An 18,944-nucleotide genomic window follows, 5' to 3' on the forward strand; every position below is an offset into this window, starting at 1 on the left:
CATCACATAAAGTACGGCTTGTCGCCATCGCTGCCGGGTTGGTGGATGCCAAGGTTCTCCCCTGCATGCAGCTCGGGCGAGACCAGGATCCGGGTGATGAGATCTCCCACGCTCCTGCGCGACACCACAGTGCCCTGGAAGGGCTGGCCCTTGGCGGTCAGTGCGTAATCCACTTCATCCTCATCGGTCAGCCAGGCAGGGCGCAAGATGGTGTAATCAAGCCCTGATACCTCGATGGCGTCTGCCGCCCGCCGGTAAGGTTTGAGCTCCTCGCCGATGATGCCGCGATTCCACTCGCCGAACTTGCCGGGCACCTCGTCGTAGATCCCAAGGGACAGCACGAAGACCAGGCGCTTCACTCCGGCGGCCTGCATGGCGGCGATGACCGCCTGGGCCTGCTTGTCCAAGTTGTCGCCACTGAGGTTGGCGTAGACGATCTCTTGTCCTGCCATCGCCTCCTTGAGCAGTGGCTTGTCCAGCACGCTGCCGATCACCACTTTGGCGTTGGCCGGCTCACGGCCGCTCAACTTCTTTGGGTCACGCAGCAGCAGGGTCTGGCGGATGTCGCCCTGCCCGGCGAGTCCCTTGACCACCCACTGGGCTATCTGGCCGCTGGCCCCGAGGATCAGTACGTTTCGCATATCGATTGACCTTTCGTTTGTCTTATCAATGGGTGGGGATGCCCCCCCACCGCGGGATCACAGGGTGCGCTGGAAGAAGGGCACCACGCTTGCCATGGCGATGGCCACCGGCTCGGCTTTGTCGTAGAGATCGTAATGGGACCAGCCTTCGGCCACGACGATGTGCTTGTCGGTGGAGGCGGCGCGGCCGTAGATCTCCCAACCATCTCGATAGGCGCCAAAGCCCCCCGCCTTGTCGCCGATGACCACCATCAGCGGCTGGGTCAGCAGTACCTCGGCGTGGAGGAAGGCATCCCATCCCATGGCGGCGCCGGTGAAGGACATCAGCTGGCGGGTCGCGCCGTTAGGCTGCTGGCCGCGCGCCGTCTTGTAGTACTCGGTGGCCTCCAGCACGTCGATGTCGGTGATGCCTGCCGCCTTGGCCGTTGCCACGGACTCCGGCAGCAGATCGGCGGGCTCCATGGCGCCCCCCTGTGCCTGCGCCGTGCGCATCCGGGCTATGCTCTGGGCCAGTTCAAGAGGCTTGAACTGGGCGAAGCCTTCGCGGATCAGGCGGCCATAGTTGACCCCAGTGATGGAGACCAGCGCCTTGAGGCGGTGATCCGTGATGCCCGCATGGATGGTGTAGGCGCCGCCACCACACACGCCGATGGCGCCGATGCGATCGCTATCCACGTAGGGCAGGGATTGCAGGTAGTCCACCGCGAAGCGGATGTCGGAGACCCGAATGGCCGGATCCTCGATGAAGCGCGGCTCACCGCCGCTGGCGCCCTGGAAGCTGGCGTCGGGCACCAGCACCACGAACCCCGCCTCGGCCAACCCCTTGGCGTAGACATTCCCGGCGGTCTGCTCCTTGCAGCTGCCGATGGGGTGGGTGCTGACGATGGCCGGGTAGCGCTGTTGCTCGTCGAAATCGGGCGGCAGGTAGAGGTCGGCCGCCGTCTGCCAGCCCAGGTTCTGATAGGTCAGGTTCAATACGTTGCTCATGATGATGCTCCTCGATAAGCGAGAGGGGCTTCTCCCTCTCGCGGGCTGATTAGTTCAGGGTTCGCAGAAAGAAGGGGGCCAGCTGGGCGACGGCCTCGTCGACATAGCGGGGCACGTCGTAGAGAGACATGTGGTTGGCCCCCTCCACCACATGCAGGGTCTTGTCACTGCTCGCGGCGCGCTCCAGCAGGTCGTCGCTCATCCACTTGCTGCCGGCCCGGCTGCCAGCCACCGCCATAATGGGCTGGGTCAGGAAGGCCTCCGCCTTGTGATAGGCGTCGTAGGTGATGATCTGGTTCAGGTTGCGGGTCAGGGCAAAGCCCGGCGCGTTGGGGTGCTCGCAGCGCGGGGTGTGGTAGTACTCCCAGGCTTCGCGCAGCTCCTCGTTGGGGGCATCCTCTTCACGCAGGGGCGCCAACGGGATGGTGGCGTAGCCGCTGCCAGCCGCATCCGTGGTGCGGGCTTGGGAGCCGAACGCCAGATACCCCATGGCATCGGCATCCTTGACGCTGTTGTCCCAGCCATTGCGGAACATCTGGCCGATGTTGACCGCGCTGACCATGCCAAGCGCCTTGATGCGGCGGTCCTGGATGGCGGCATTGGCGCTGTAGCCGGCACCGGCGCAGATGCCCATGGCCCCGATCCTGTTCTGATCGACATAGGGCAGCGTGGTCAGGTAGTCCACCACGGCGCTGACGTCCTCGGTGCTGACATGGGGGTTCTCCAGCTGGCGCGGCTCGCCCGAGCTCTCGCCCTGATAGGAGCGGTCAAAGGCGATGGCGATAAGCCCCTGCTCGGCCAGCTTGCTGGCGTACAGACCCGCAGTCTGCTCCTTCACGCCGCCGCCGGGGTGGGAAACCACGACCGCCGGGTACTGCTTGCGCTCATCGAAGTGCGGCGGGAAGTGAACGATGGCGGCCATAGTGATGCCTTGGCCGTTGCGATTGGGGAAGGTGATGTGGGACATGGTCGGGCTCTCCGTTAGGTTCAGGGTCGTCATGCTTGACGCGAGTTCGAGCTAATAGTAGTAAGTCTATTGAGCTAGATATACGCACCTATCCAGACATGACTGATTAGCCAGGCTAAACAAATGCCCATAGAACCTTCACTCGTTGCGTCACTGACGTGGTTTGCCCACATCGCCCGCCATCGCAGCTTCACCAAGGCCGCCACCGAGATGGGGGTGACCCGCGCCGCCCTCTCCCAACACCTGAAGGGGCTGGAGCAACAGCTGCAGGTAAGGCTGCTCAACCGCACTACCCGCGACATGTCGCTGACCGAGGAGGGGCGACGCCTGCTGGACGTGCTGCAGCCCTCGCTCACGGCGATCGAGCGGGTGGTGAGCGAGCTTAATGACTCTCACCTTGAGCCCTCGGGCCTTATTCGCATCAACAGCTCGCGCATCGCCGCACGGCTGCTGATCGAGCCACACATGGGAGAGTTTCTGGCGCGCTATCCGAAATTGCGGCTGGAGCTGGTGATGGCGGACGGTTTTTCCAACATCATCGCCGACGGGATGGATGCCGGCATTCGCCTGGGGGAGAGCCTGGATGAACACGTGGTGGCGGTGCCCATCACCCCGCCTTTGACCATGGCCATCGTCGGTGCCCCCGACTATTTCAGGCAGCATGGCATGCCGCAGACCCCGAGCGATCTCACCCGGCACAACTGCCTGGCCTACCGCTTTACCTCCAGCAACACCATAGACCGCTGGTCGTTCACTTCCCCCGATGAGGATCGGCACACCCAGATTTTCGATCCCCAGGGCAATGCCGTATTCAATGACGACGACAGCATGTTGCAGGCTGCCTTGCAGGGGGTTGGTCTGGTCAAGCATCTGGATCTGCGGGTACGCCAGCACCTGAGTGACGGGTCATTGGTACGGGTACTCGCTCCCTGGTGCCCCCCCTTCCCGGGGTTTTATCTCTACGTGCCGTCACGAGCCCAGATGCCGGCCAAGATGCGGGCACTGATGGACTTTCTGGTCGCAAGACGTGAACTGATTGCCAGGTAGTTTGTGCAAGAAAGCGGTGAGTATCGCCGGGTTGTTGCGTGAGCGGGTTCGACAGTGAAAGCATTCGCAGGAATGTAGCGGCGCAATATGCTTTGGGAGGGACGTCATGTATGTGATAACTGGCCCTTTTCAGGCCCAAGCTGCCAGACAGCTTGGGCCTTTCTCTATTTGCACGCTTGCCGGCTTGTTACCCGGCAGGGCGTGTCAGGGCTGGCACGCCGGTGGCGGGGACAGAGTGCCGCTGCCAGGGGCTTGTTACGGCGCTACATGCTGGAGAAGACATTCATGATCACCCCGCCCGAGATGATCAGCGCCATCGCCAGGATGGCGGGCAGATCCGGTTTTTGCTTGTAGAGGAGCATCGAGCAGATGGTGACCCCGACGATGCCGAAGCCGCACCAGAGCGAATAGGCCACCCCGACCGGAATGGTGCTCATGGCGCGGGTGAGGGCGAAGTAGCACAGGCTGTAGGCGCAGACGACCAGTATGGATGGCCCCAGTCTGCTGAAACCGTTGGTCTTCTTGATCATCGAGGTACCGGTGATCTCAGAGCCGATAGAGAGCGCCAGCCATAAAAATCCGAAATTAAACATGGGTCATTCCTCTTGCGTCAGTTGGCGATGTTGTTGTTCATGGGGGGAGTGAGCGGCTCGGCGGAGGCATCGCTGCCCTCTTCGCTGCCCATCTTGGAGAAGAGGTTCATGATGACGATGCCGCTGGCGATGACGGCCATGCCGATCATGGCGGCGGTGTCCGGGTGCTGGCCGTAAAACGCCATCCCCAGCGTGGAGACCACCAGAATGCCGGTGCCGGACCAGGTGGCGTAGGCAAGCCCAACGGGAATGTCTTTTACCGCGCGGGAGAGGGAGTAGTAGCAGGTGCAATAGAGCAGCACGAGCAGACCGAGCAGCAGCATCTTGGTGGTTCCTTCACTGCTGCCAAACATCTTGAGGGTGGAGGTGGCCGAGGTTTCGGACACGATCACCAGCAGCATCCATAGCCAACATTTTGTTTTTGAAGACATAAGTTAAACTCCGGGTTTGTTATTTAAGGTAAGGTTGTTTTTCTTTTCTTCTGCTTTTCAAAAAATCGATGGCGGCATCGGTCAGCTGGGCCTCGGCCGTCTGTGCCAGCGCCGGATCCTTCTCAACATCGCTGACCGTGAGATAACGGCGCGCCGTGCCCGCCGGCACCGGGGCCGCGTCGTTCGCCGGTGCCAGCGTCTCCAGCAGTTCATTCATGGTGCATAGCACCACACCGATCTCGCCCAGATGGCTGAGCGCCGCCTGCATGTGCCCGGCGTATGGCGCGCTCGGTTGCGCCCCCAGCAACTGGTTCAGCTCGCTGGCGGGATCGCAGTGATAGCGCAGCGCCAGCACCGGCAAGCCGCTCAGCAGGGCATCGTGCAGCCGCCGGGCGACGGGGCTTTGCAGCGAGCCGCTCAGCAGATCCATCGCCAGCGGGTAGTCGAGAAAGGGCAGCACCAGCGCGCGATAGGGGGCGGGCGGCAGGGCCTGTTGCCAGACGCTGGCCGGCACTGTCTCCCCCAGCGGTTGCCACAGCGCGCCATCCTCGATGTCTGCTGCCAGCGCAAGCTGCAGGGGCTGCCCACAGCCGGCCAGACGGTTTCGAATGGCCTGCCGATAGCCCTGGGCCGCGGTCACCATCACCAGCAGTGGCGGCTGCAGGCGCCTGAGCATCTGTTCGACCAGGCGTTCGATCTGTTCGTCGGTCATGGGGGTCTCCGTTAGCCGAGCAGCCTGACCTGCGCGCCGTTTTTCAAGCCGGCGGCGTTGGCCTCTTCGGTATCGATATGAAATTCCAGCGCGAAATCCTCGCGCACCCGCACTACCACCTCATCGAAGGTCAACTGGCGCTCGCCGTCGCTGCGCACGCTCACTTTCTGGCCGTGGGTCACGTTCAGCTGGCGAGCGTCTTGTGGCGAGAGGTGGATATGGCGCCAGGCGCAGATCACCTGGGAGCGCAACTCCACATGGCCGGCGGGGCCGATGAGCAGGGCACTGCCGGTATTTTCCAGCTGGCCGGATTCGCGGACCGGCGCCTTGATGCCTAGGGTGAAGCAGTCGGCGCGGGAGATCTCCAGCTGTGAAACCGGCCGGGTCGGGCCGAGTACCCGTACCCGGGTCAGCGAGCCCTTGGGGCCGACCACGGTGACGCACTCTTCGGCGGCAAACTGACCCGGCTGGCGCAGCGGTTTGAGCGGCGTCAGGGTGTAGCCCTTGCCGAACAGGGCCTCCACATCCTGTTGTGCCAGGTGGACGTGGCGATTCGAGATGCCGACCGGGATCGCCGGGCTGACCAGGCTCAGACGGGCGGCGATCTTTTGATGCAGCTGGGGATCGATCATGCTTTCTTCCCTTTTCTTGCCGCGGCCTGCCGGTCTTCCGCCTGATCCGGGGCAGGCTGGCTGGCCGATGGAGTGGCCGGTTCGGTATCGGCACTGCCTTCCGGTGACAGGGCCGGCACAGCGGTTGCGGTAGTCATCTCCTTCTTGGTGCTAGCCGGTGCGTGCGGCGGGTAGCCCTTGAGGTTGCCGAGCGCCGCTACCGCGCTTGGCTCCGGACGGGCAATCACCAGGGAATGGACCTGCTGGTCGATGGTGGCGGCCACCGCGACGCCACGCTCGATGGCGGTGTGGATGGCGCTGATCTCCCCTTCGAAGCAGACACTCACCAGCCCGGAACCCACCTTGCGATAGCCGATGCAGCTGACGCCCGCCGCTTTGCAGGCGGCGTCCACCGCCTGAATGGCGGCGACCCATCCTCGCGTTTCAATTACGCCCAAACTTTTCATCGTCGACTCCTGTTAATGGCGGACCAAGCGAATATCGAAATCAAATTGTGCAAAGAAGCTCTCCAGCCGATCCAATTCGTCCGGCGTGTAAGAGGGGTCCTGCGCAATGGGGTAGGGCATATCCAGCCGCTCATATTTCTTGCGGCCCAGCTGGTGGTACGGCAGCATGTCAATCCGCAGAATATTTCCCCGCTTTGCCAATTTCTGTACGTATTCGATGGCGCCGGTAATGGCATCCCATGAATCGTTATATCCACGGATGAGCGGCATACGCACAATCACCTTGGCGCCGTAATCAACCAACCATTCCAGATTGCGGCGAATACCTTCATTGCCGATACCCAGCATCGCCTTATGCTGTTCGCTGTTGATTTGCTTGATATCGAACAAAAAGGTATCGGTGACGGGCGCCAGCTGCTGGTAATTGGCCAGCGAGGTGGTGCCCTGGGTCTCGATGGCGGTATTGATCATCATCTTCTTGCATTCGCTAAACAGCGCGACGGCAAAGTCGGTCTGCAGGCTCATCTCGCCGCCGCCGATGGTGACGCCACCGCCGGAGGAGATGTAAAAGTCATAGTCCTGCATGATGATCTCCATCAGCTCGCTGACGGTGACATCCTTGCCCATGATGTCCAGCGCATGCTGGGTGCAGACCTCTTCGCATTTGCGGCAGCCGATGCAATCCTTATTGCGATCGACGAAGTGTTTCATGCTGCCGTTCTCTTCGGCCCGATAATGGACTCCGGCCGGACAGACATTCACGCAGTCACCGCAGTTGATGCATTTGTCGTGCGAAAACATCACCTGAAATTGGCTGCTGAGCCCTTCAGGGTTGGCGCACCAGGGACAGCGAAGGTTGCATCCCTTGAAAAAAACCAGCGTGCGAATGCCATCGCCGTCATATATCGAATATTTCTGGATATTGAATATGCGGCCGGTTAATTCATTATTTGCGATCACGCTTGCCTCCTCTCCGGATGTGGCAGGCCGCAGTCGCATTATTTGCGACCTGCCATGACGGAGTACTTCCGGTTATTTTTGCGATTAAGAAAGACGGGTTATCAACGCATCGATCAGAACTTCTCAATCACGGTGCGGCTGATGATCTCGTCCTGCACCTCTTTGCACAGCTCGACGAAGTAGGCGCTGTAGCCGGCGACGCGTACGATGAGGTCGCGGTACTTCTCCGGCTCCTGCTGCGCCTTCTTCAGCACTTCGTTGTCGACATAGCTGAACTGCATCTGGCCATTGCCGAGGATGGAGGCGGTGCGCAGCAAGGTGATGAGGCCATGGCGTCCCTCCTGGGTATCCAGCAGTCCCTTGAGGAACTTGAAGTTATGCACCATGCCGATGTTCATGGTCTCCACGTTCATCTTGCTGACGGACTTGATGATGGCCGTCGGCCCCTGTTTGTCCGCCCCCTGGGTCGGGCTGATGCCGTCGGAGAGCGGCATCCAGGCCAGGCGCCCGTTCGGCGTGGCGTTGGTCAGCTCGCCGATGGGGGTGTTGTTGGAGATGGAGAGGGTGCCGTGGCTCAGGGTGGAGTAGAGCATCTTGTACTTGCGGCACTCTCGCTCGGTCCACTCGGTGATATCCAGCGCGTACTGGTCGACGTAGTTGTCGTCGTTGCCGTACTTGGGCGCATTGAGGCAGTCGCGGCGCAGCGCTTCGAACCCTTCGAAGTTGGCCAGCAGGGCATCGCGAATTTGTTCGAGTGTGTATCTCTGCTCCTCGAACACCAGCTTGCGGATTGCCGCCATGGAGTCGACATAGGTCGCCAGCCCCGAGAAGATGAGGCCCGGACCGTGGTTGACCACGGCGCCACCGGCGGCGACGTCCTTGCCCTTCTCCATGCAACCTTCCACCAGCAGCGACATCAGCGGTTTCGGTGCCACGTCGCGGTGCACGCGCTGGCTGATCACGGTGCCGATGGCCGACAGGCGAACGATGTGGGCAATCTGTTGTTTCACCGCCGCATCGAACTGCTCGAAGGTGCGCAGCTCGCGCAGGTCGCCGGTATCGAGCCCCTGATGGCTGTCGAACAGCACCATGCGTCCCCGGTTGAGCACGAACTCGATGGCGATGGGCCACTGGGTGTAACCGGTGGAGGTCCACTGATAGATGCGCCCCGATTTTTGCGGCTCGACGCAGCCCATCAGGCAGTAGTCGCGGGCGTCTTCAAAGTCGAAGCCCTTGCGCAGCATCATCTTGATGTGGGAGTCGTCGAAGTGGCAGGCCGGGAAGCCCATCCCCGCCTTCACGACGTCGACGATCTTCTCCATGTATTTCTGCGGTGACTGGTTGTGAATGCGGCAGGCCAGCGACGGCTGGTAGACCTTCACGAACCGCACGGCATCCATGATGAGGTAGGTCAGATCGTTGCAGGCATCGCCGCCGCTGCGCTTCTGGCCGCCCACGGTCAGGTTGATGAAGGGCTGGTAGCCGGCGAAGTATTTCGCCCCCAGCTCGCTCGACATCCACATCAGCTCGGCGCACTTGATGATGAAGGCCTGCATCAGCTCGAGCGCGCTTTCGTGGGTCAGGCGGCCTTCGCGAATATCCGCTTCGAACATGGGGTAGCAGTACTGGTCGACCCGACCGAGTGACAGACCGGTCTGGTTCTCTTCGATCTCGAACAGCGACTCCACCGTCCAGATGCTCTGCAGCGCTTCTTGCAGGGTCTTGGGCGGGTTGGCCGGCACGTTCTCGTTCACCTCGGCGATGGTCAGCAGCTCGGCGCGGCGCTGGGCATCCTGCTCTTTCACGGCCAGTTCACGGGCATGGGCCGCGATGCGGCGGGCGTAGTTGACCACCCCTTCGCAGGTTTCGATCGCTGCCTTGTAGTAGTAGATGCGATCGATATCGTCCGGGTTCTCCATGCTCAGCTGGTCGAGATGGGCCTGGGCGTCGGCCTTGATGCCGTTCATCCCCTTGGTGAACAGCAGCACGTCGTAGCCCGGGCAGGTGTCGCCGCCCCCGTTGATCTGGTGGTAGGAGAGGTCGCTGACGAAGGTCTCGCCGCTGAAGGCCCAGACGCCGGCTTCCCGGTACTGCGCTTCGCAAATCTCGTCCAGCGAGCGACCTTCCCAGAACGGTACTATCTCTTCGCGGATGGTTTTCTTGTCCGCTTCGCTGATTTCAAAGGGATCTTGCGGACGGGTGCTCATGGTATCGAGCTCGTCGCGAACCCAGCGCCAGGCAATGTCCGGCGAGAAGGCGCCGGCGCGCGGCTTGCCGCACGGGTGGCCGACGATCAGCTCGTCGTTCTGGATCAGGATGGGGGCGGTTTCACAGGCGTGACGAAACGCCTTGGCCCGCAGCAAGATGGTCGGCATGCCTGGGTTGGCCTTGACGACCTCGGTAAAGGCCAGCGCCCGGTAGATGGAGACGCTGGGGCGCACGGTCAGATAGTGGTTGCGCAGGCGCTGCAGGCGCGGCGTCAGCCCCTCCATCACCGGCGTATCGGCACAGGCGGCGAACGGGGCGGCAGAGACGTGCTGCACTGTGCGAAAGAGGCGAACCGGCAGCTTGAGGGCGCTCAGGTTTTGCTGGGCGCAGAGGAACATCTCGGAGAGCGGGTTGATGCTCGCCTGCTCCAGGCTGGCGCCGTGCAGCAGGGCATCAAACATGGGGTAGCCGTCGATGGCGCAGGTGGCGCGCACTTCGCTCAGCTCTGCCAGTTTGAACCACAGGCACTCGACGATCTCGTACGCCTGTTGCTCGGTCAACGCGCCGTTGGCGATGTCGCGCTGGAAGTAGGGCAGCAGCGCCTTGTCGGCCCCTTCCGGGTTGACCGCATAGCTGCCGTTGTCGAGTTGAAGCGCCAGCTGGAACAGGTAGAACGACTGGCAGGCCTCTTTGAAGTTGCGTGCCGGGTGGGCCGGTACATGGTGCAAAATGGCGGCGCTGTCGCGCAGCTCGGCCTGGCGGAACGGGTTGGTTTCGGCGGCGGCCAGGGTTTCGGCGCTGTTGGCCAGGTTCTGTGCCAGTGCCATCAGGGCATCGCAGGCGTGGATGGCGGCGCGGCAGCCGTTGACCTCGTCCATGCCGCTGCGGCTGACGGCGCTGCCCAGCGCGCGGGTTTTCTCTTCCAGCTGCTGCTTGATGGCCAGCACGCCCTTCTCCACCACCAGCTTGTAGTCGGGGGAGTCGATGGCGCTGTTCAGATTCAGGAACTGGAAGGTGGACGGGCGCTGCCCGGCACTTTCGTCGTGGAAAATGGCGCCGTGCGGGGTGCGGGTCTGGTTGCCGACAATCAGCTCGTCGGCACTGATGGTCAGCGGCAGCTGGCGCATCAGCTCGTAAAAGCGGCGTGCCGGTTTGACGGCGGCAGGAATGCCCGCGATGTCGCCATCCAGCCCGCTCAAAATCGTGGCGTGTTCGCTGCACAGGGTGCTGGTGTGCGCCAGTAAACGTTCAGCCAGCACGTTGACGCGCGGCGTTAAGCTGTAGTGTGCCATGAGGTAGGTTCTCCAGTTCTTGTTCTTAGTGGCCGGCGGCGAGAGTGCCGCACCATGCCTTGCGATAGAGTTCGGTCAATGCCCGGGCATCCGGTGCGCGCGGGTTGGTCGGGGTGCAGTTGTCGCGCAGCGCCTGGCTGACCATCTCCGCCAGCCGCTGGTCGAAATCGGCAGCGAGGAGGCCGGTATCGCCAATGCCGGTCGGCATCTTCATCTCGTCTTTGAGCGCCTGGATGGCCACCAGCAGACTGTTGACCCCCTCGCGCGGCGTCTGGGCGGGCAGGTCCAGCAGGTGGGCCAGGCGGGCATACTTGTGGGCGGCCTGGGTATCACACTGCCCGTCGTGGTCGGCGTTCCATGCCACGACCTGCGCCATCAGGAGCGCGTTGGCACGCCCGTGCGGGACGCGGAACACGCCGCCGAGGGCATGGGCCAGGCTGTGGGTGATGCCGAGCGAGGCGTTGGTGAAGGCCATGCCCGCCATGCAGGAGGCGTTGTGCATCTTCTCCCGCGCCAGCAGATCGTGGCCGTCGCGCCAGCAGGCGGGCAGGTAGCGAAAGACCTGCTGCACCACCTTCTCCGCCAATGCGTCGGAAAAGTCGCTGGCCGCCCGGGAGACATAGGCCTCCAGCGCATGGCACAGCACGTCCATCCCGGTGTCGGCGGTGATGGCGGGCGGTACCGATGCCACCAGCGACGGATCGAGAATGGCGATATCCGGCAGCAATGACGGGTCGACCAGCACCAGCTTCTCGCTGCGGGCCTTGACCACCGAGAAGCTGGTCACTTCCGAACCGGTGCCGCTGGTGGTCGGGATGGCCACGAAGCAGGGGCGCTCGCGCCCCAGATTCGGGCGGGTTTGCGCCAGGGCGAACATGACCGCTTTGGCTGCATCAATCACCGAACCGCCGCCCAGCGCTATCACCAGATCCGGATAGCAGCTATCCATGAGCTTCATGCCGCGCACGACCGTGGTGATGTCCGGATCGGCCACTACATCGTCCCAGCACTGGAACGGGATGCCGCGCTGGCGCAGGATCTGCGTCACCCGGTCGGCCAGGCCAACTTTCACCATCATCTGATCGGTGACCAGCAGCGCCTGGCGGGCGGGCACTTCGGCCAGGGCGGACAGGGCGTCCTGACCGAAGCGGATCCGGGGTTTCAGCAAAAATTCACTCATTGGGTCATTCACTCCTCAAGCGTCCCGAAACACCTTCTCGACAATGGCGACCACCGACATGGCCTTGTAGCGGTCTCTGTTGAGCGCGAGGTACTCCTCGGCCAGTACGACGTCGTGCATGCCTGCGCCGACACTGTCGACGGCGACCCAGGAGCGGTCCTTCATCGGTTGCTGCTGATCGTCCAGCTGGGTGATGAGCAGCAGATTGCTGCCACGCAGCTCATCGCACTTCTGCGTGGCGACGACATGTCCGGTTACCTTTGCGAGAATCATGGTTCTTATCGCCTTATCTCAATGGGTTACTTGCCAAGGCGCTCAAGCACCTGACGGATGACCCGCTCCACGTTCTGCTCGCTGATCTCGCCGCCGGCCGAGGCAGTAGCGCCGGCAAAGCGGTCGTCGGTGCTGTGGCAGGCTGGCGCCGGTGCACTGAAGCGGGCATCATCGAGGATGCTGCAGGGCTGGGGCGCGGCCGGGGCGGCGCTGGTGGGCTGCACCGCAACCGGCTGGATGGGGGCGCGCAGCTCTTCGATGGTGCGCACGCCGTAACCCACCTTGCGGATGTTGAGCAGGTTCATCGGGCCGACGTTGTCGGAGCTGGAGCCGCCGCCGACGGCGCCGCAGCCGAGGGTGAGTGCCGGCGTGAGGTTGGTGGTGGCACCGATGCCGCCGAGGGCGGCGGGGGTGTTGATCAGGATCCGGTTGACCGGTTTTTCCAGGCTGAACTGGCGGATCACGTCCTGGTTGCGGGTATGGATCACCAGGGTGTGGCCCAGCCCTTCGTTGGTCAGCAGCTCGACCACCCGATGACAGGCGGCGCGCCACTCCTCTTCCACGTAGAGGCCGAGCACCGGGCAGAGCTTTTCACGGGAGTAGGGGTTGCTGTGGGAGACGGTGGTCTGCTCGGCCACCAGCACGCGGGTGCTGGGGGGGACGCTGAAACCGGCCAGCTGGCTGAGATGGAGCGCCGTCTTGCCCACCACTTTCGGGTTGATGGTGCCGTTCGGGCGCAGCAGCAGGGCGGCCATCCTGGCGGCTTCGTCTTCGTTCATGAAGTAGGCGCCCTGGGCCGCCAGCTCGCGATGAACCTCGTCGTAGATGCAGCGTTCGACGATGATCGACTGTTCGGAGGCACAGATCACGCCGTTGTCGAAGGTCTTGCTGGTGATGATGTCCTTCACCGCCTGGTGAATGCCGGCGCTGCGCTCGATAAAGGCCGGGCCGTTGCCCGGGCCGCCACTGATGGTCGGGGTGCCGGAGGCATAGGCCGCGCGCACCATGCCCTCGCCACCGGTTGCCAGGATCAGCGACACGTCCTTGCTGTGCATCAGCTCGGAGGTCGCCTCCAGGGTCAGCTGGGTGACGCCGTCCACGATGCCCGCCGGGGCTCCGGCGGCTTCGGCAGCGCGTTTGACGATTTCGATGGCTTTCCAGCTGCACTGGCGTGCGCCCGGGTGCGGCGAGAAGATGATGGCATTGCCCGCCTTGAGGGCGATCAGGGTTTTGTAGAAGATGGTGGAGGTGGGGTTGGTGGAGGGCACCAGCGCGCAGATCACGCCCAGCGGCACGCCCACGTCCATCACTTTTTTCACCTGATCGTCATGAATGATCCCGACGGTCTTCATCTCTTTGATGGCATCGTAAACGTGCAGCGAAGCGAACCGGTTTTTCAGCACCTTGTCTTGCCAGTTGCCAAAACCGGTCTCTTCTGCGGCCATTTTCGCCAGCGTTTCGGCATGGCGCGCGGCTTCTTCGGCCACGTTCTTCACGATGGCGTCGATTTTCTGCTGCGAAAAGGTGGCCATAATCACCTGCGCCTGTTTGGCGTTGCGCACCAGTTCTCTCGCGTTCTGGCGGGAGAGCAAATCGGTATCGAGTTCAATCATGAATCTATCCTTCATCAGACTAAAAAAGTGCGGGCGGGGCGTGCCCTCTCAGGTCATGCCTTGTGCTGCGCCGCGATTTTTTCGATGTCGTTGTGCGGGCGTGCGATGACGCGAGAGGTAACCACTTCGCCAATGCGTTTCGCCGCTTCCACACCGGAATCCACCGCCGCATTGACCGCGCCGACGTCGCCTTTCACCATGGCGGTGACCAGGCCAGAGCCGACGTTCTCATAGCCGATCAGCTCGACGTTGGCGGCCTTGCACATGGCATCCGCTGCTTCGATGCAGGCCACCAGGCCTTTGGTCTCAATCAGACCAAGCGCTTCTTTCATCATGTTCTCTCCCGTTATTCGGCAATTTTGTAGTGGGCGACAATCTTGCTGATGTCGTTGTGCGGACGGGCGATGACCAGCGAGGTCACCACTTCACCGATGCGCTGTGCGGATTCCACGCCGGAGTCCACCGCGGCTTTCACGGCCCCCACGTCGCCTTTCACCATGGCGGTGACCAGGCCAGAGCCGACGTTCTCATAGCCGATCAGCTCGACGTTGGCGGCTTTGCACATGGCATCCGCCGCTTCAATGCAGGCCACCAGGCCTTTGGTTTCAATCAAACCCAATGCATCACCCATTTGCGATCTCCCGGCCTCAAGCCTTGTGTTTAATGACGATTTTGTTGATGTCGTTGTGCGGACGGGCGATGACCAGCGAGGTCACCACTTCACCGATGCGCTGTGCCGACTCCACGCCGGAATCCACCGCCGCTTTCACCGCGCCGACATCCCCCTTCACCATGACGGTGACCAGGCCGGAGCCGATGTTTTCATAGCTGATCAGCTCCACGTTGGCGGATTTGCACATGGCATCCGCGGCTTCAATGCAGGCCACCAGACCTTTGGTTTCGATAAGCCCCAATGCGTCACCCATGGTGATCTCCTCAGAACAGATTGTGTGGTGTGGTTAAGGAACTCCGTCCGTGTCACGGCGTTGAGCCACGGTTGCGGCGTTCAATCGCCACTATAGGTATTGGCAGTATTTGTGGAATTTGAATCTGTAAAATTGAGATATTTAGTTTGTTGTTCTGGATTTATGATTTTTATAAGCCGTATTTATCTATTTATGCTGCTACCACGGCGCAGTTTTCGCCTTGCATAAGGTCGAATTCAGGCCCGGGAAAATATCGTCAGTCGATGTTAATGAGTTGTTGGGTAATGGGGGCCGAGAGGTAATTTGGCCGGCTGCTAACTGTGGCGGAGCTCATGTTTTGTCGGCGAGGCTAAATGTAAAAAGTGAGCCGGGTGTGACGGGAGGAAGAGATAAGGGCGGTGATGGCGGGTCAGACGGGATGAGGTTGCATTGAGAGCGGGGCGCGAGTCATGTGGATGTCGGCGCGAGAGTGGATGGGACGGGCTGGAAAAGTAGCGGGTGCCGGTCCTGCCTGGTGGTATACAAGGGACGTCTTGTCGGCACGGCTGTGCAGTCGGTAGAAGGGGTGGCAGGCAGTCACCACGGCATTGCCTTCAGGGCAAACAGGCGGACAAAGCCGCATGAGGGCCGAGTTATCAGGGGGCTTGCGCGGGTCAGGTTGTGGGGGCAGGGCGATATATGCCACGTCATCGACGCTTGGGTCGGGGCATTGGCCGTATTACCGGGACTAGTTCAGTTCGCTGCCGGATTTGAGGGTGCAGATCCAGAGCGGCGAGTTGATGGAGCTCAGCAGTATGGCCTGCTGATTGAGCCGCTGGGCACTCAGAAACAGCCCATCGTGACTGTCGGACATCTCGCGCATGAAGTAGTCGAAGATCACGTCCGGCGACTGATCGATGGAGGAGGCGCTCGCTTCCCATTTGTTGATGCGGTACTGACGCTCGGTGGCGGAGACCCGGTTGCTGCTGTAGGTAAACGTGACGTAGCGCTGGAGGTAGAGCCAGCCCGCGGCCGAATCGGTATAGCCTTCAACCACCATGGAGCCTTTCCCCTGGCGGCCGAAATTGAAGTGGATGTTGCCGTTGACGTTCTCTTTGTTCATGTCCTCAAAGCGCATGATGCCTTTGGTGGCGCAGCTCATGACGCCATCATTTTCGCTGGGCAGCTGGTAGCAGGCATAGAGTGCCGCGGCGAGGAACAGGGTGCAGGAGAAGAGAAAGAAGGGACGCGGCGCAAGTCTCATCACGGCTTCCAGGAGTAGTAGAAATAGTTGTCGCAATAGCTGAACGGGTTGTCTTCGTGCATGGCGCAGTGGGCCAGAAATACCCGGCCCAGGCCGTTGGTTTCCAGTCTGTCCCCGTAGAAAAACAAAAAACGCTCGCCGGGTTTGCAGCTGATGTTCAAACGCTGGCGCACCTGCTCGAAATGCTCACCGTAGGTCGTGGCGCTGACCGAGCGCAGCATCTCGTCGCTGGCCAGCAATTCGCACTGGCTGTTGGGGATCCCGGTCAGGGTGACGGGGCGCGGCTCACGGCCATTCAAGAGACCGAATGCCAGCAGCATGAGGGCAAACGCGAGCATGCAGCCCCCCGCGATGTACCAGCATATGCCGCGTGAACGGGGGGTGAGGGGAAGTGGCCACTCGGCAGGGTCGAATGCCGGCTCGGCGGCGGCCACCGTGGAGGGCGAAGGTACTATTTCAATGGACGGTGCAGGCGCCTGCTCAATAGGCTCGATGATGACCTCGGGATTGAGCTGCAAATAACCACGCGACACCGTGATGATGATATTGTCGATATCGTAGTGGCGAAAAGCCTTGCGCAATATGCTCAGGTATTGGTTGAGGTTGCTGTTCGATGAGGTTAATCCGTTATCGTCCCAGACTTTTTTAAGCACTTCCTCGCGGCTGACGATTCCGGTATTTCGCAAGAAAAAATAAAACAGCGCATTGGCGGTGATGGATAATTGGCTGTCCGGCTCAACGCTTTCCCGCTGAGTCAGGGAACCATCGGTCGCGTCATAAATGAAGCGGGCATTGATGTGGTAGCGCATCTCGGCCTCAATCCATCAGCTTCACGTGGGGAGCGTCATATTATGCAGGGTCCTGACCAGCGCCTGACGGTGCTCGCTGCTCATGGTGCGCCCTTCGGTCAATTCCGATAGCCAGATGCCGTCTGCGGCATAACGCACCAGGGTGCCGGTATGGCCATTATCCAGCTCATCCCCTTGCGCCAGATGCGCCAGCATCCAGTCACGCCAGCATTGTCGCAGCACCGGCTCATCCGGCATGGCCAGCGAGAGCACCATCAGCTGGCGGCTCTCCTGGGTATCCGTCAATTCAGGGGCAGAAAGATAGTGCAGGTAAGCACGGGTAAAGCGACCGTAGGCGGTCTTGTCTGCCGCCATCAGTGCTGAGATGGCCTCTTCCATGATGGCCAGCAGACGCGCAAACAGGGCAAAGATCAGCGCTTGCTTGTTGGGGAAGTGGTGCAGCAAGCCCCCCTTGCTCACCCCGGCCTCAAAGGCAACGGCGTTCAACGACAGGGCGGCGATTCCGTCCCGGCCGGCAATGGTGGCGGCCGACTCCAGCAGTTGTCGATAAAGACGTACAGGGTCTTTTTTTCTATGTTGGGTTTCGATGTTCATGGCCCAATCATACCGACCAGACGGTATGATCATTCTTGATCGCCATCAATATGAGGAAATGGGGGGCGGGAGGAAAAGTCGTTATTGTGTGGTGCTTCACAAATAACCTTGAAATAAAGATGAAAGCGTCGCTTTAAATATTTAAATTGGATTTATTTGAGAACTTTGTTTGTCAGTCAATCACGACTTGTTTATCTCCTGGTTAAAGTAATTCTCAATGAAGAATAACTATTTCAAGAAGTCGAAATAGGGATTAAGTTGTCATTTATTTACCTCATTGCCGCAATCATTTTTCTGAGTGTCTATCTCTTGTTGTTAACTACGTTGCGGTTGTTTTTTAGCGGGAAGGTATATATTTCTGCCACCTTTGGTCATGGCAGAAATATAAAAAAGTGTGCCTGTTGGCGTCACCTTATTTTTCAAGGGGGGCGTCTGCCTCTTGCACCAGCTCGAGGAAGGCGCGCATGGCGGGGGTGATGCTGTGCTGGCGGGTGATGAAGGCGGTGTGGCCGATGTCGCGTTGCGGCGCCAGCGGCAGGCAGACCAGATCCGAGAGCTTGCTGGCGGAGCGGGCGAGGCCGGCACTGACGATGGCCCAACCCAGCCGGTGGCGCACGGCACTCACCAGGTGAAACAGGGAGTCGGTTTCCAGTACCACGTCAAGCCGGATGCCGGCCCGCTCGGCGGCGCGGTCCAGGTACTTGCGAAACTGCATGGTGCGGCTGGGCAGTACCAGCGGCTGCTGCTGCAGTGCGGTCAGGGTCAGCTCGTCGCCGGGGAGGCGCTGATCCGCCTCGTCGAGGTTCATCAGCACCGCCATCTGGTTGTTGCCCTGGGGATAGAGGTGAAAAGTCTGTCTGGCAGCGCCGGTGAGCGGCTCATCAAACCCCAGCCCGATGTCGCACTGGTGCAGCTCCAGCTGTGACAGCAGGGCTTCGTTGCTGAGTACCGAGAGACGAATGACGATATCGGGGTAGCGCTGCTTGCAGCGGGCGATGAGCGGCATGATGTCGACATTGGACTGGGGCACGATGCCGATGCGCAGGGTGCCGGAGAGCTCGCCATGAAACAGCGCCAGCTCCTGCTTGAGCGCCTCCTGTTCCAGCAGCATTCGCTCGGCATACTGGCGCACCAGCTCGCCCGCCTCGGTCAGGGCGACGAACTGGCTGGTACGCACCACCAGATCGGTGCCGAGGTTCTTCTCCAGTGCCGTGATGCTGGCTGAGAGGGTTGGCTGGGTGATGTGGCAGGCCTTGGCCGCTCTGGCAAAATGCTGGTGTTTGGCCAGTTCGTGGAAATAGTGCAGCTGCTTGATGTTCATGATCATTCGGGAGGTGAGGATGAACCTAAAAATTAATCAATTGAAAAAACGCCGTCAATAGAACAACTC

General features: G+C 61.1%; 21 protein-coding genes. 1 reads left to right on the top strand and 20 read right to left on the bottom strand.

Annotated elements, in window-relative coordinates:
- Positions 1-2 precede the first annotated feature (2 nt).
- The 3 genes from R2E40_RS06510 to R2E40_RS06520 are packed head-to-tail and all read right to left on the bottom strand — an operon-like array spanning position 3 to position 2,595.
- Complete coding sequence (locus R2E40_RS06510; RefSeq protein WP_318165039.1) at positions 3-641, bottom strand: SDR family oxidoreductase; 639 nt, start codon at positions 639-641, stop codon at positions 3-5.
- A gap of 57 nt (positions 642-698) precedes the next feature.
- Entirely contained in the window at positions 699-1,628 is a 930-nt protein-coding gene (locus tag R2E40_RS06515) for an alpha/beta hydrolase (RefSeq protein ID WP_318165040.1), read from the bottom strand.
- Between the two features lie 49 nt (positions 1,629-1,677).
- On the bottom strand, positions 1,678-2,595 hold the full coding sequence (locus tag R2E40_RS06520; protein WP_318165041.1) for an alpha/beta hydrolase: 918 nt from the start codon (positions 2,593-2,595) through the stop codon (positions 1,678-1,680).
- Between the two features lie 123 nt (positions 2,596-2,718).
- On the opposite strand from R2E40_RS06520, the gene R2E40_RS06525 reads away from it, so the two are divergent.
- The gene (locus R2E40_RS06525; protein WP_318165042.1) at positions 2,719-3,642 is read left to right on the top strand and encodes a LysR family transcriptional regulator; all 924 of its coding nucleotides are present in this window, start codon (positions 2,719-2,721) and stop codon (positions 3,640-3,642) included.
- 263 nt (positions 3,643-3,905) lie between these two features.
- On the opposite strand, the gene R2E40_RS06530 is transcribed toward R2E40_RS06525, so the two are convergent.
- From R2E40_RS06530 to R2E40_RS06610, 17 genes are all read right to left on the bottom strand, one after another.
- Positions 3,906-4,235, bottom strand: coding sequence for a DMT family transporter (locus R2E40_RS06530; protein WP_010634671.1), 330 nt, complete (start codon positions 4,233-4,235; stop codon positions 3,906-3,908).
- Between the two features lie 17 nt (positions 4,236-4,252).
- A complete protein-coding gene (locus R2E40_RS06535; RefSeq protein ID WP_016350021.1) occupies positions 4,253-4,666 on the bottom strand; it encodes a DMT family transporter in 414 nt (137 codons plus the stop codon).
- 19 nt (positions 4,667-4,685) lie between these two features.
- Positions 4,686-5,378: a hypothetical protein gene (locus R2E40_RS06540; protein WP_318165043.1), complete on the bottom strand. Its 693-nt coding sequence runs from the start codon at positions 5,376-5,378 to the stop codon at positions 4,686-4,688.
- An 11-nt stretch (positions 5,379-5,389) separates the two neighbouring features.
- Positions 5,390-6,010 (bottom strand): phosphate propanoyltransferase, encoded by a 621-nt coding sequence (locus R2E40_RS06545; protein ID WP_318165044.1) that lies wholly within the window; start codon positions 6,008-6,010, stop codon positions 5,390-5,392.
- Positions 6,007-6,456, bottom strand: coding sequence for a BMC domain-containing protein (locus tag R2E40_RS22930; RefSeq protein ID WP_412055137.1), 450 nt, complete (start codon positions 6,454-6,456; stop codon positions 6,007-6,009). Before R2E40_RS22930 ends, R2E40_RS06545 begins: the two co-directional genes overlap by 4 nt.
- Positions 6,457-6,468: 12 nt before the next feature.
- A complete protein-coding gene (cutD, locus tag R2E40_RS06555) occupies positions 6,469-7,416 on the bottom strand; it encodes a choline TMA-lyase-activating enzyme (protein ID WP_025202015.1) in 948 nt (315 codons plus the stop codon).
- Between the two features lie 113 nt (positions 7,417-7,529).
- Positions 7,530-10,916 carry a choline trimethylamine-lyase gene (cutC, locus tag R2E40_RS06560; RefSeq protein WP_318165045.1) on the bottom strand — a complete coding sequence of 1,129 codons (3,387 nt, stop codon included), beginning with the start codon at positions 10,914-10,916 and terminating at the stop codon, positions 7,530-7,532.
- A gap of 25 nt (positions 10,917-10,941) precedes the next feature.
- Positions 10,942-12,096 carry a 1-propanol dehydrogenase PduQ gene (locus tag R2E40_RS06565; RefSeq protein ID WP_029303627.1) on the bottom strand — a complete coding sequence of 385 codons (1,155 nt, stop codon included), beginning with the start codon at positions 12,094-12,096 and terminating at the stop codon, positions 10,942-10,944.
- 15 nt (positions 12,097-12,111) lie between these two features.
- On the bottom strand, positions 12,112-12,369 hold the full coding sequence (locus R2E40_RS06570; protein ID WP_010634663.1) for a EutN/CcmL family microcompartment protein: 258 nt from the start codon (positions 12,367-12,369) through the stop codon (positions 12,112-12,114).
- Between the two features lie 26 nt (positions 12,370-12,395).
- The gene (locus R2E40_RS06575; protein WP_318165046.1) at positions 12,396-13,982 is read right to left on the bottom strand and encodes an acetaldehyde dehydrogenase (acetylating); all 1,587 of its coding nucleotides are present in this window, start codon (positions 13,980-13,982) and stop codon (positions 12,396-12,398) included.
- Between the two features lie 53 nt (positions 13,983-14,035).
- Positions 14,036-14,314: a BMC domain-containing protein gene (locus R2E40_RS06580; RefSeq protein WP_002442217.1), complete on the bottom strand. Its 279-nt coding sequence runs from the start codon at positions 14,312-14,314 to the stop codon at positions 14,036-14,038.
- Between the two features lie 14 nt (positions 14,315-14,328).
- Entirely contained in the window at positions 14,329-14,613 is a 285-nt protein-coding gene (locus R2E40_RS06585; protein WP_011705244.1) for a BMC domain-containing protein, read from the bottom strand.
- A gap of 16 nt (positions 14,614-14,629) precedes the next feature.
- Positions 14,630-14,908 (bottom strand): BMC domain-containing protein, encoded by a 279-nt coding sequence (locus R2E40_RS06590; protein ID WP_010634659.1) that lies wholly within the window; start codon positions 14,906-14,908, stop codon positions 14,630-14,632.
- Positions 14,909-15,635: 727 nt separating this feature from the next.
- Entirely contained in the window at positions 15,636-16,151 is a 516-nt protein-coding gene (locus tag R2E40_RS06595) for a FidL-like protein (protein WP_017408465.1), read from the bottom strand.
- Positions 16,151-16,960 (bottom strand): winged helix-turn-helix domain-containing protein, encoded by an 810-nt coding sequence (locus R2E40_RS06600; protein ID WP_318165047.1) that lies wholly within the window; start codon positions 16,958-16,960, stop codon positions 16,151-16,153. Before R2E40_RS06600 ends, R2E40_RS06595 begins: the two co-directional genes overlap by 1 nt.
- A 21-nt stretch (positions 16,961-16,981) precedes the next feature.
- Positions 16,982-17,554 (bottom strand): TetR/AcrR family transcriptional regulator, encoded by a 573-nt coding sequence (locus R2E40_RS06605; RefSeq protein WP_318165048.1) that lies wholly within the window; start codon positions 17,552-17,554, stop codon positions 16,982-16,984.
- A 412-nt stretch (positions 17,555-17,966) separates the two neighbouring features.
- Positions 17,967-18,881 carry a LysR family transcriptional regulator gene (locus R2E40_RS06610; protein WP_318165049.1) on the bottom strand — a complete coding sequence of 305 codons (915 nt, stop codon included), beginning with the start codon at positions 18,879-18,881 and terminating at the stop codon, positions 17,967-17,969.
- Between the last annotated feature and the right edge of the window lie 63 nt (positions 18,882-18,944).

Origin of the sequence: Aeromonas sp. CD, assembly GCF_033349375.1 — a bacterium.
GTDB lineage: Bacteria > Pseudomonadota > Gammaproteobacteria > Enterobacterales > Aeromonadaceae > Aeromonas > Aeromonas hydrophila.

Bases quoted from the DNA above. Each gene is read 5' to 3' on its own strand.
- R2E40_RS06510 (WP_318165039.1), bottom strand. From the start codon at position 641: ATGCGAAACGTACTGATCCTCGGGGCCAGCGGCCAGATAGCCCAGTGG.
- R2E40_RS06515 (WP_318165040.1), bottom strand. From the start codon at position 1,628: ATGAGCAACGTATTGAACCTGACCTATCAGAACCTGGGCTGGCAGACG.
- R2E40_RS06520 (WP_318165041.1), bottom strand. From the start codon at position 2,595: ATGTCCCACATCACCTTCCCCAATCGCAACGGCCAAGGCATCACTATG.
- R2E40_RS06525 (WP_318165042.1), top strand. From the start codon at position 2,719: ATGCCCATAGAACCTTCACTCGTTGCGTCACTGACGTGGTTTGCCCAC.
- R2E40_RS06530 (WP_010634671.1), bottom strand. From the start codon at position 4,235: ATGTTTAATTTCGGATTTTTATGGCTGGCGCTCTCTATCGGCTCTGAG.
- R2E40_RS06535 (WP_016350021.1), bottom strand. From the start codon at position 4,666: ATGTCTTCAAAAACAAAATGTTGGCTATGGATGCTGCTGGTGATCGTG.
- R2E40_RS06540 (WP_318165043.1), bottom strand. From the start codon at position 5,378: ATGACCGACGAACAGATCGAACGCCTGGTCGAACAGATGCTCAGGCGC.
- R2E40_RS06545 (WP_318165044.1), bottom strand. From the start codon at position 6,010: ATGATCGATCCCCAGCTGCATCAAAAGATCGCCGCCCGTCTGAGCCTG.
- R2E40_RS22930 (WP_412055137.1), bottom strand. From the start codon at position 6,456: ATGAAAAGTTTGGGCGTAATTGAAACGCGAGGATGGGTCGCCGCCATT.
- cutC (WP_318165045.1), bottom strand. From the start codon at position 10,916: ATGGCACACTACAGCTTAACGCCGCGCGTCAACGTGCTGGCTGAACGT.
- R2E40_RS06565 (WP_029303627.1), bottom strand. From the start codon at position 12,096: ATGAGTGAATTTTTGCTGAAACCCCGGATCCGCTTCGGTCAGGACGCC.
- R2E40_RS06570 (WP_010634663.1), bottom strand. From the start codon at position 12,369: ATGATTCTCGCAAAGGTAACCGGACATGTCGTCGCCACGCAGAAGTGC.
- R2E40_RS06575 (WP_318165046.1), bottom strand. From the start codon at position 13,982: ATGATTGAACTCGATACCGATTTGCTCTCCCGCCAGAACGCGAGAGAA.
- R2E40_RS06580 (WP_002442217.1), bottom strand. From the start codon at position 14,314: ATGAAAGAAGCGCTTGGTCTGATTGAGACCAAAGGCCTGGTGGCCTGC.
- R2E40_RS06585 (WP_011705244.1), bottom strand. From the start codon at position 14,613: ATGGGTGATGCATTGGGTTTGATTGAAACCAAAGGCCTGGTGGCCTGC.
- R2E40_RS06590 (WP_010634659.1), bottom strand. From the start codon at position 14,908: ATGGGTGACGCATTGGGGCTTATCGAAACCAAAGGTCTGGTGGCCTGC.
- R2E40_RS06595 (WP_017408465.1), bottom strand. From the start codon at position 16,151: ATGAGACTTGCGCCGCGTCCCTTCTTTCTCTTCTCCTGCACCCTGTTC.
- R2E40_RS06600 (WP_318165047.1), bottom strand. From the start codon at position 16,960: ATGCGCTACCACATCAATGCCCGCTTCATTTATGACGCGACCGATGGT.
- R2E40_RS06605 (WP_318165048.1), bottom strand. From the start codon at position 17,554: ATGAACATCGAAACCCAACATAGAAAAAAAGACCCTGTACGTCTTTAT.
- R2E40_RS06610 (WP_318165049.1), bottom strand. From the start codon at position 18,881: ATGATCATGAACATCAAGCAGCTGCACTATTTCCACGAACTGGCCAAA.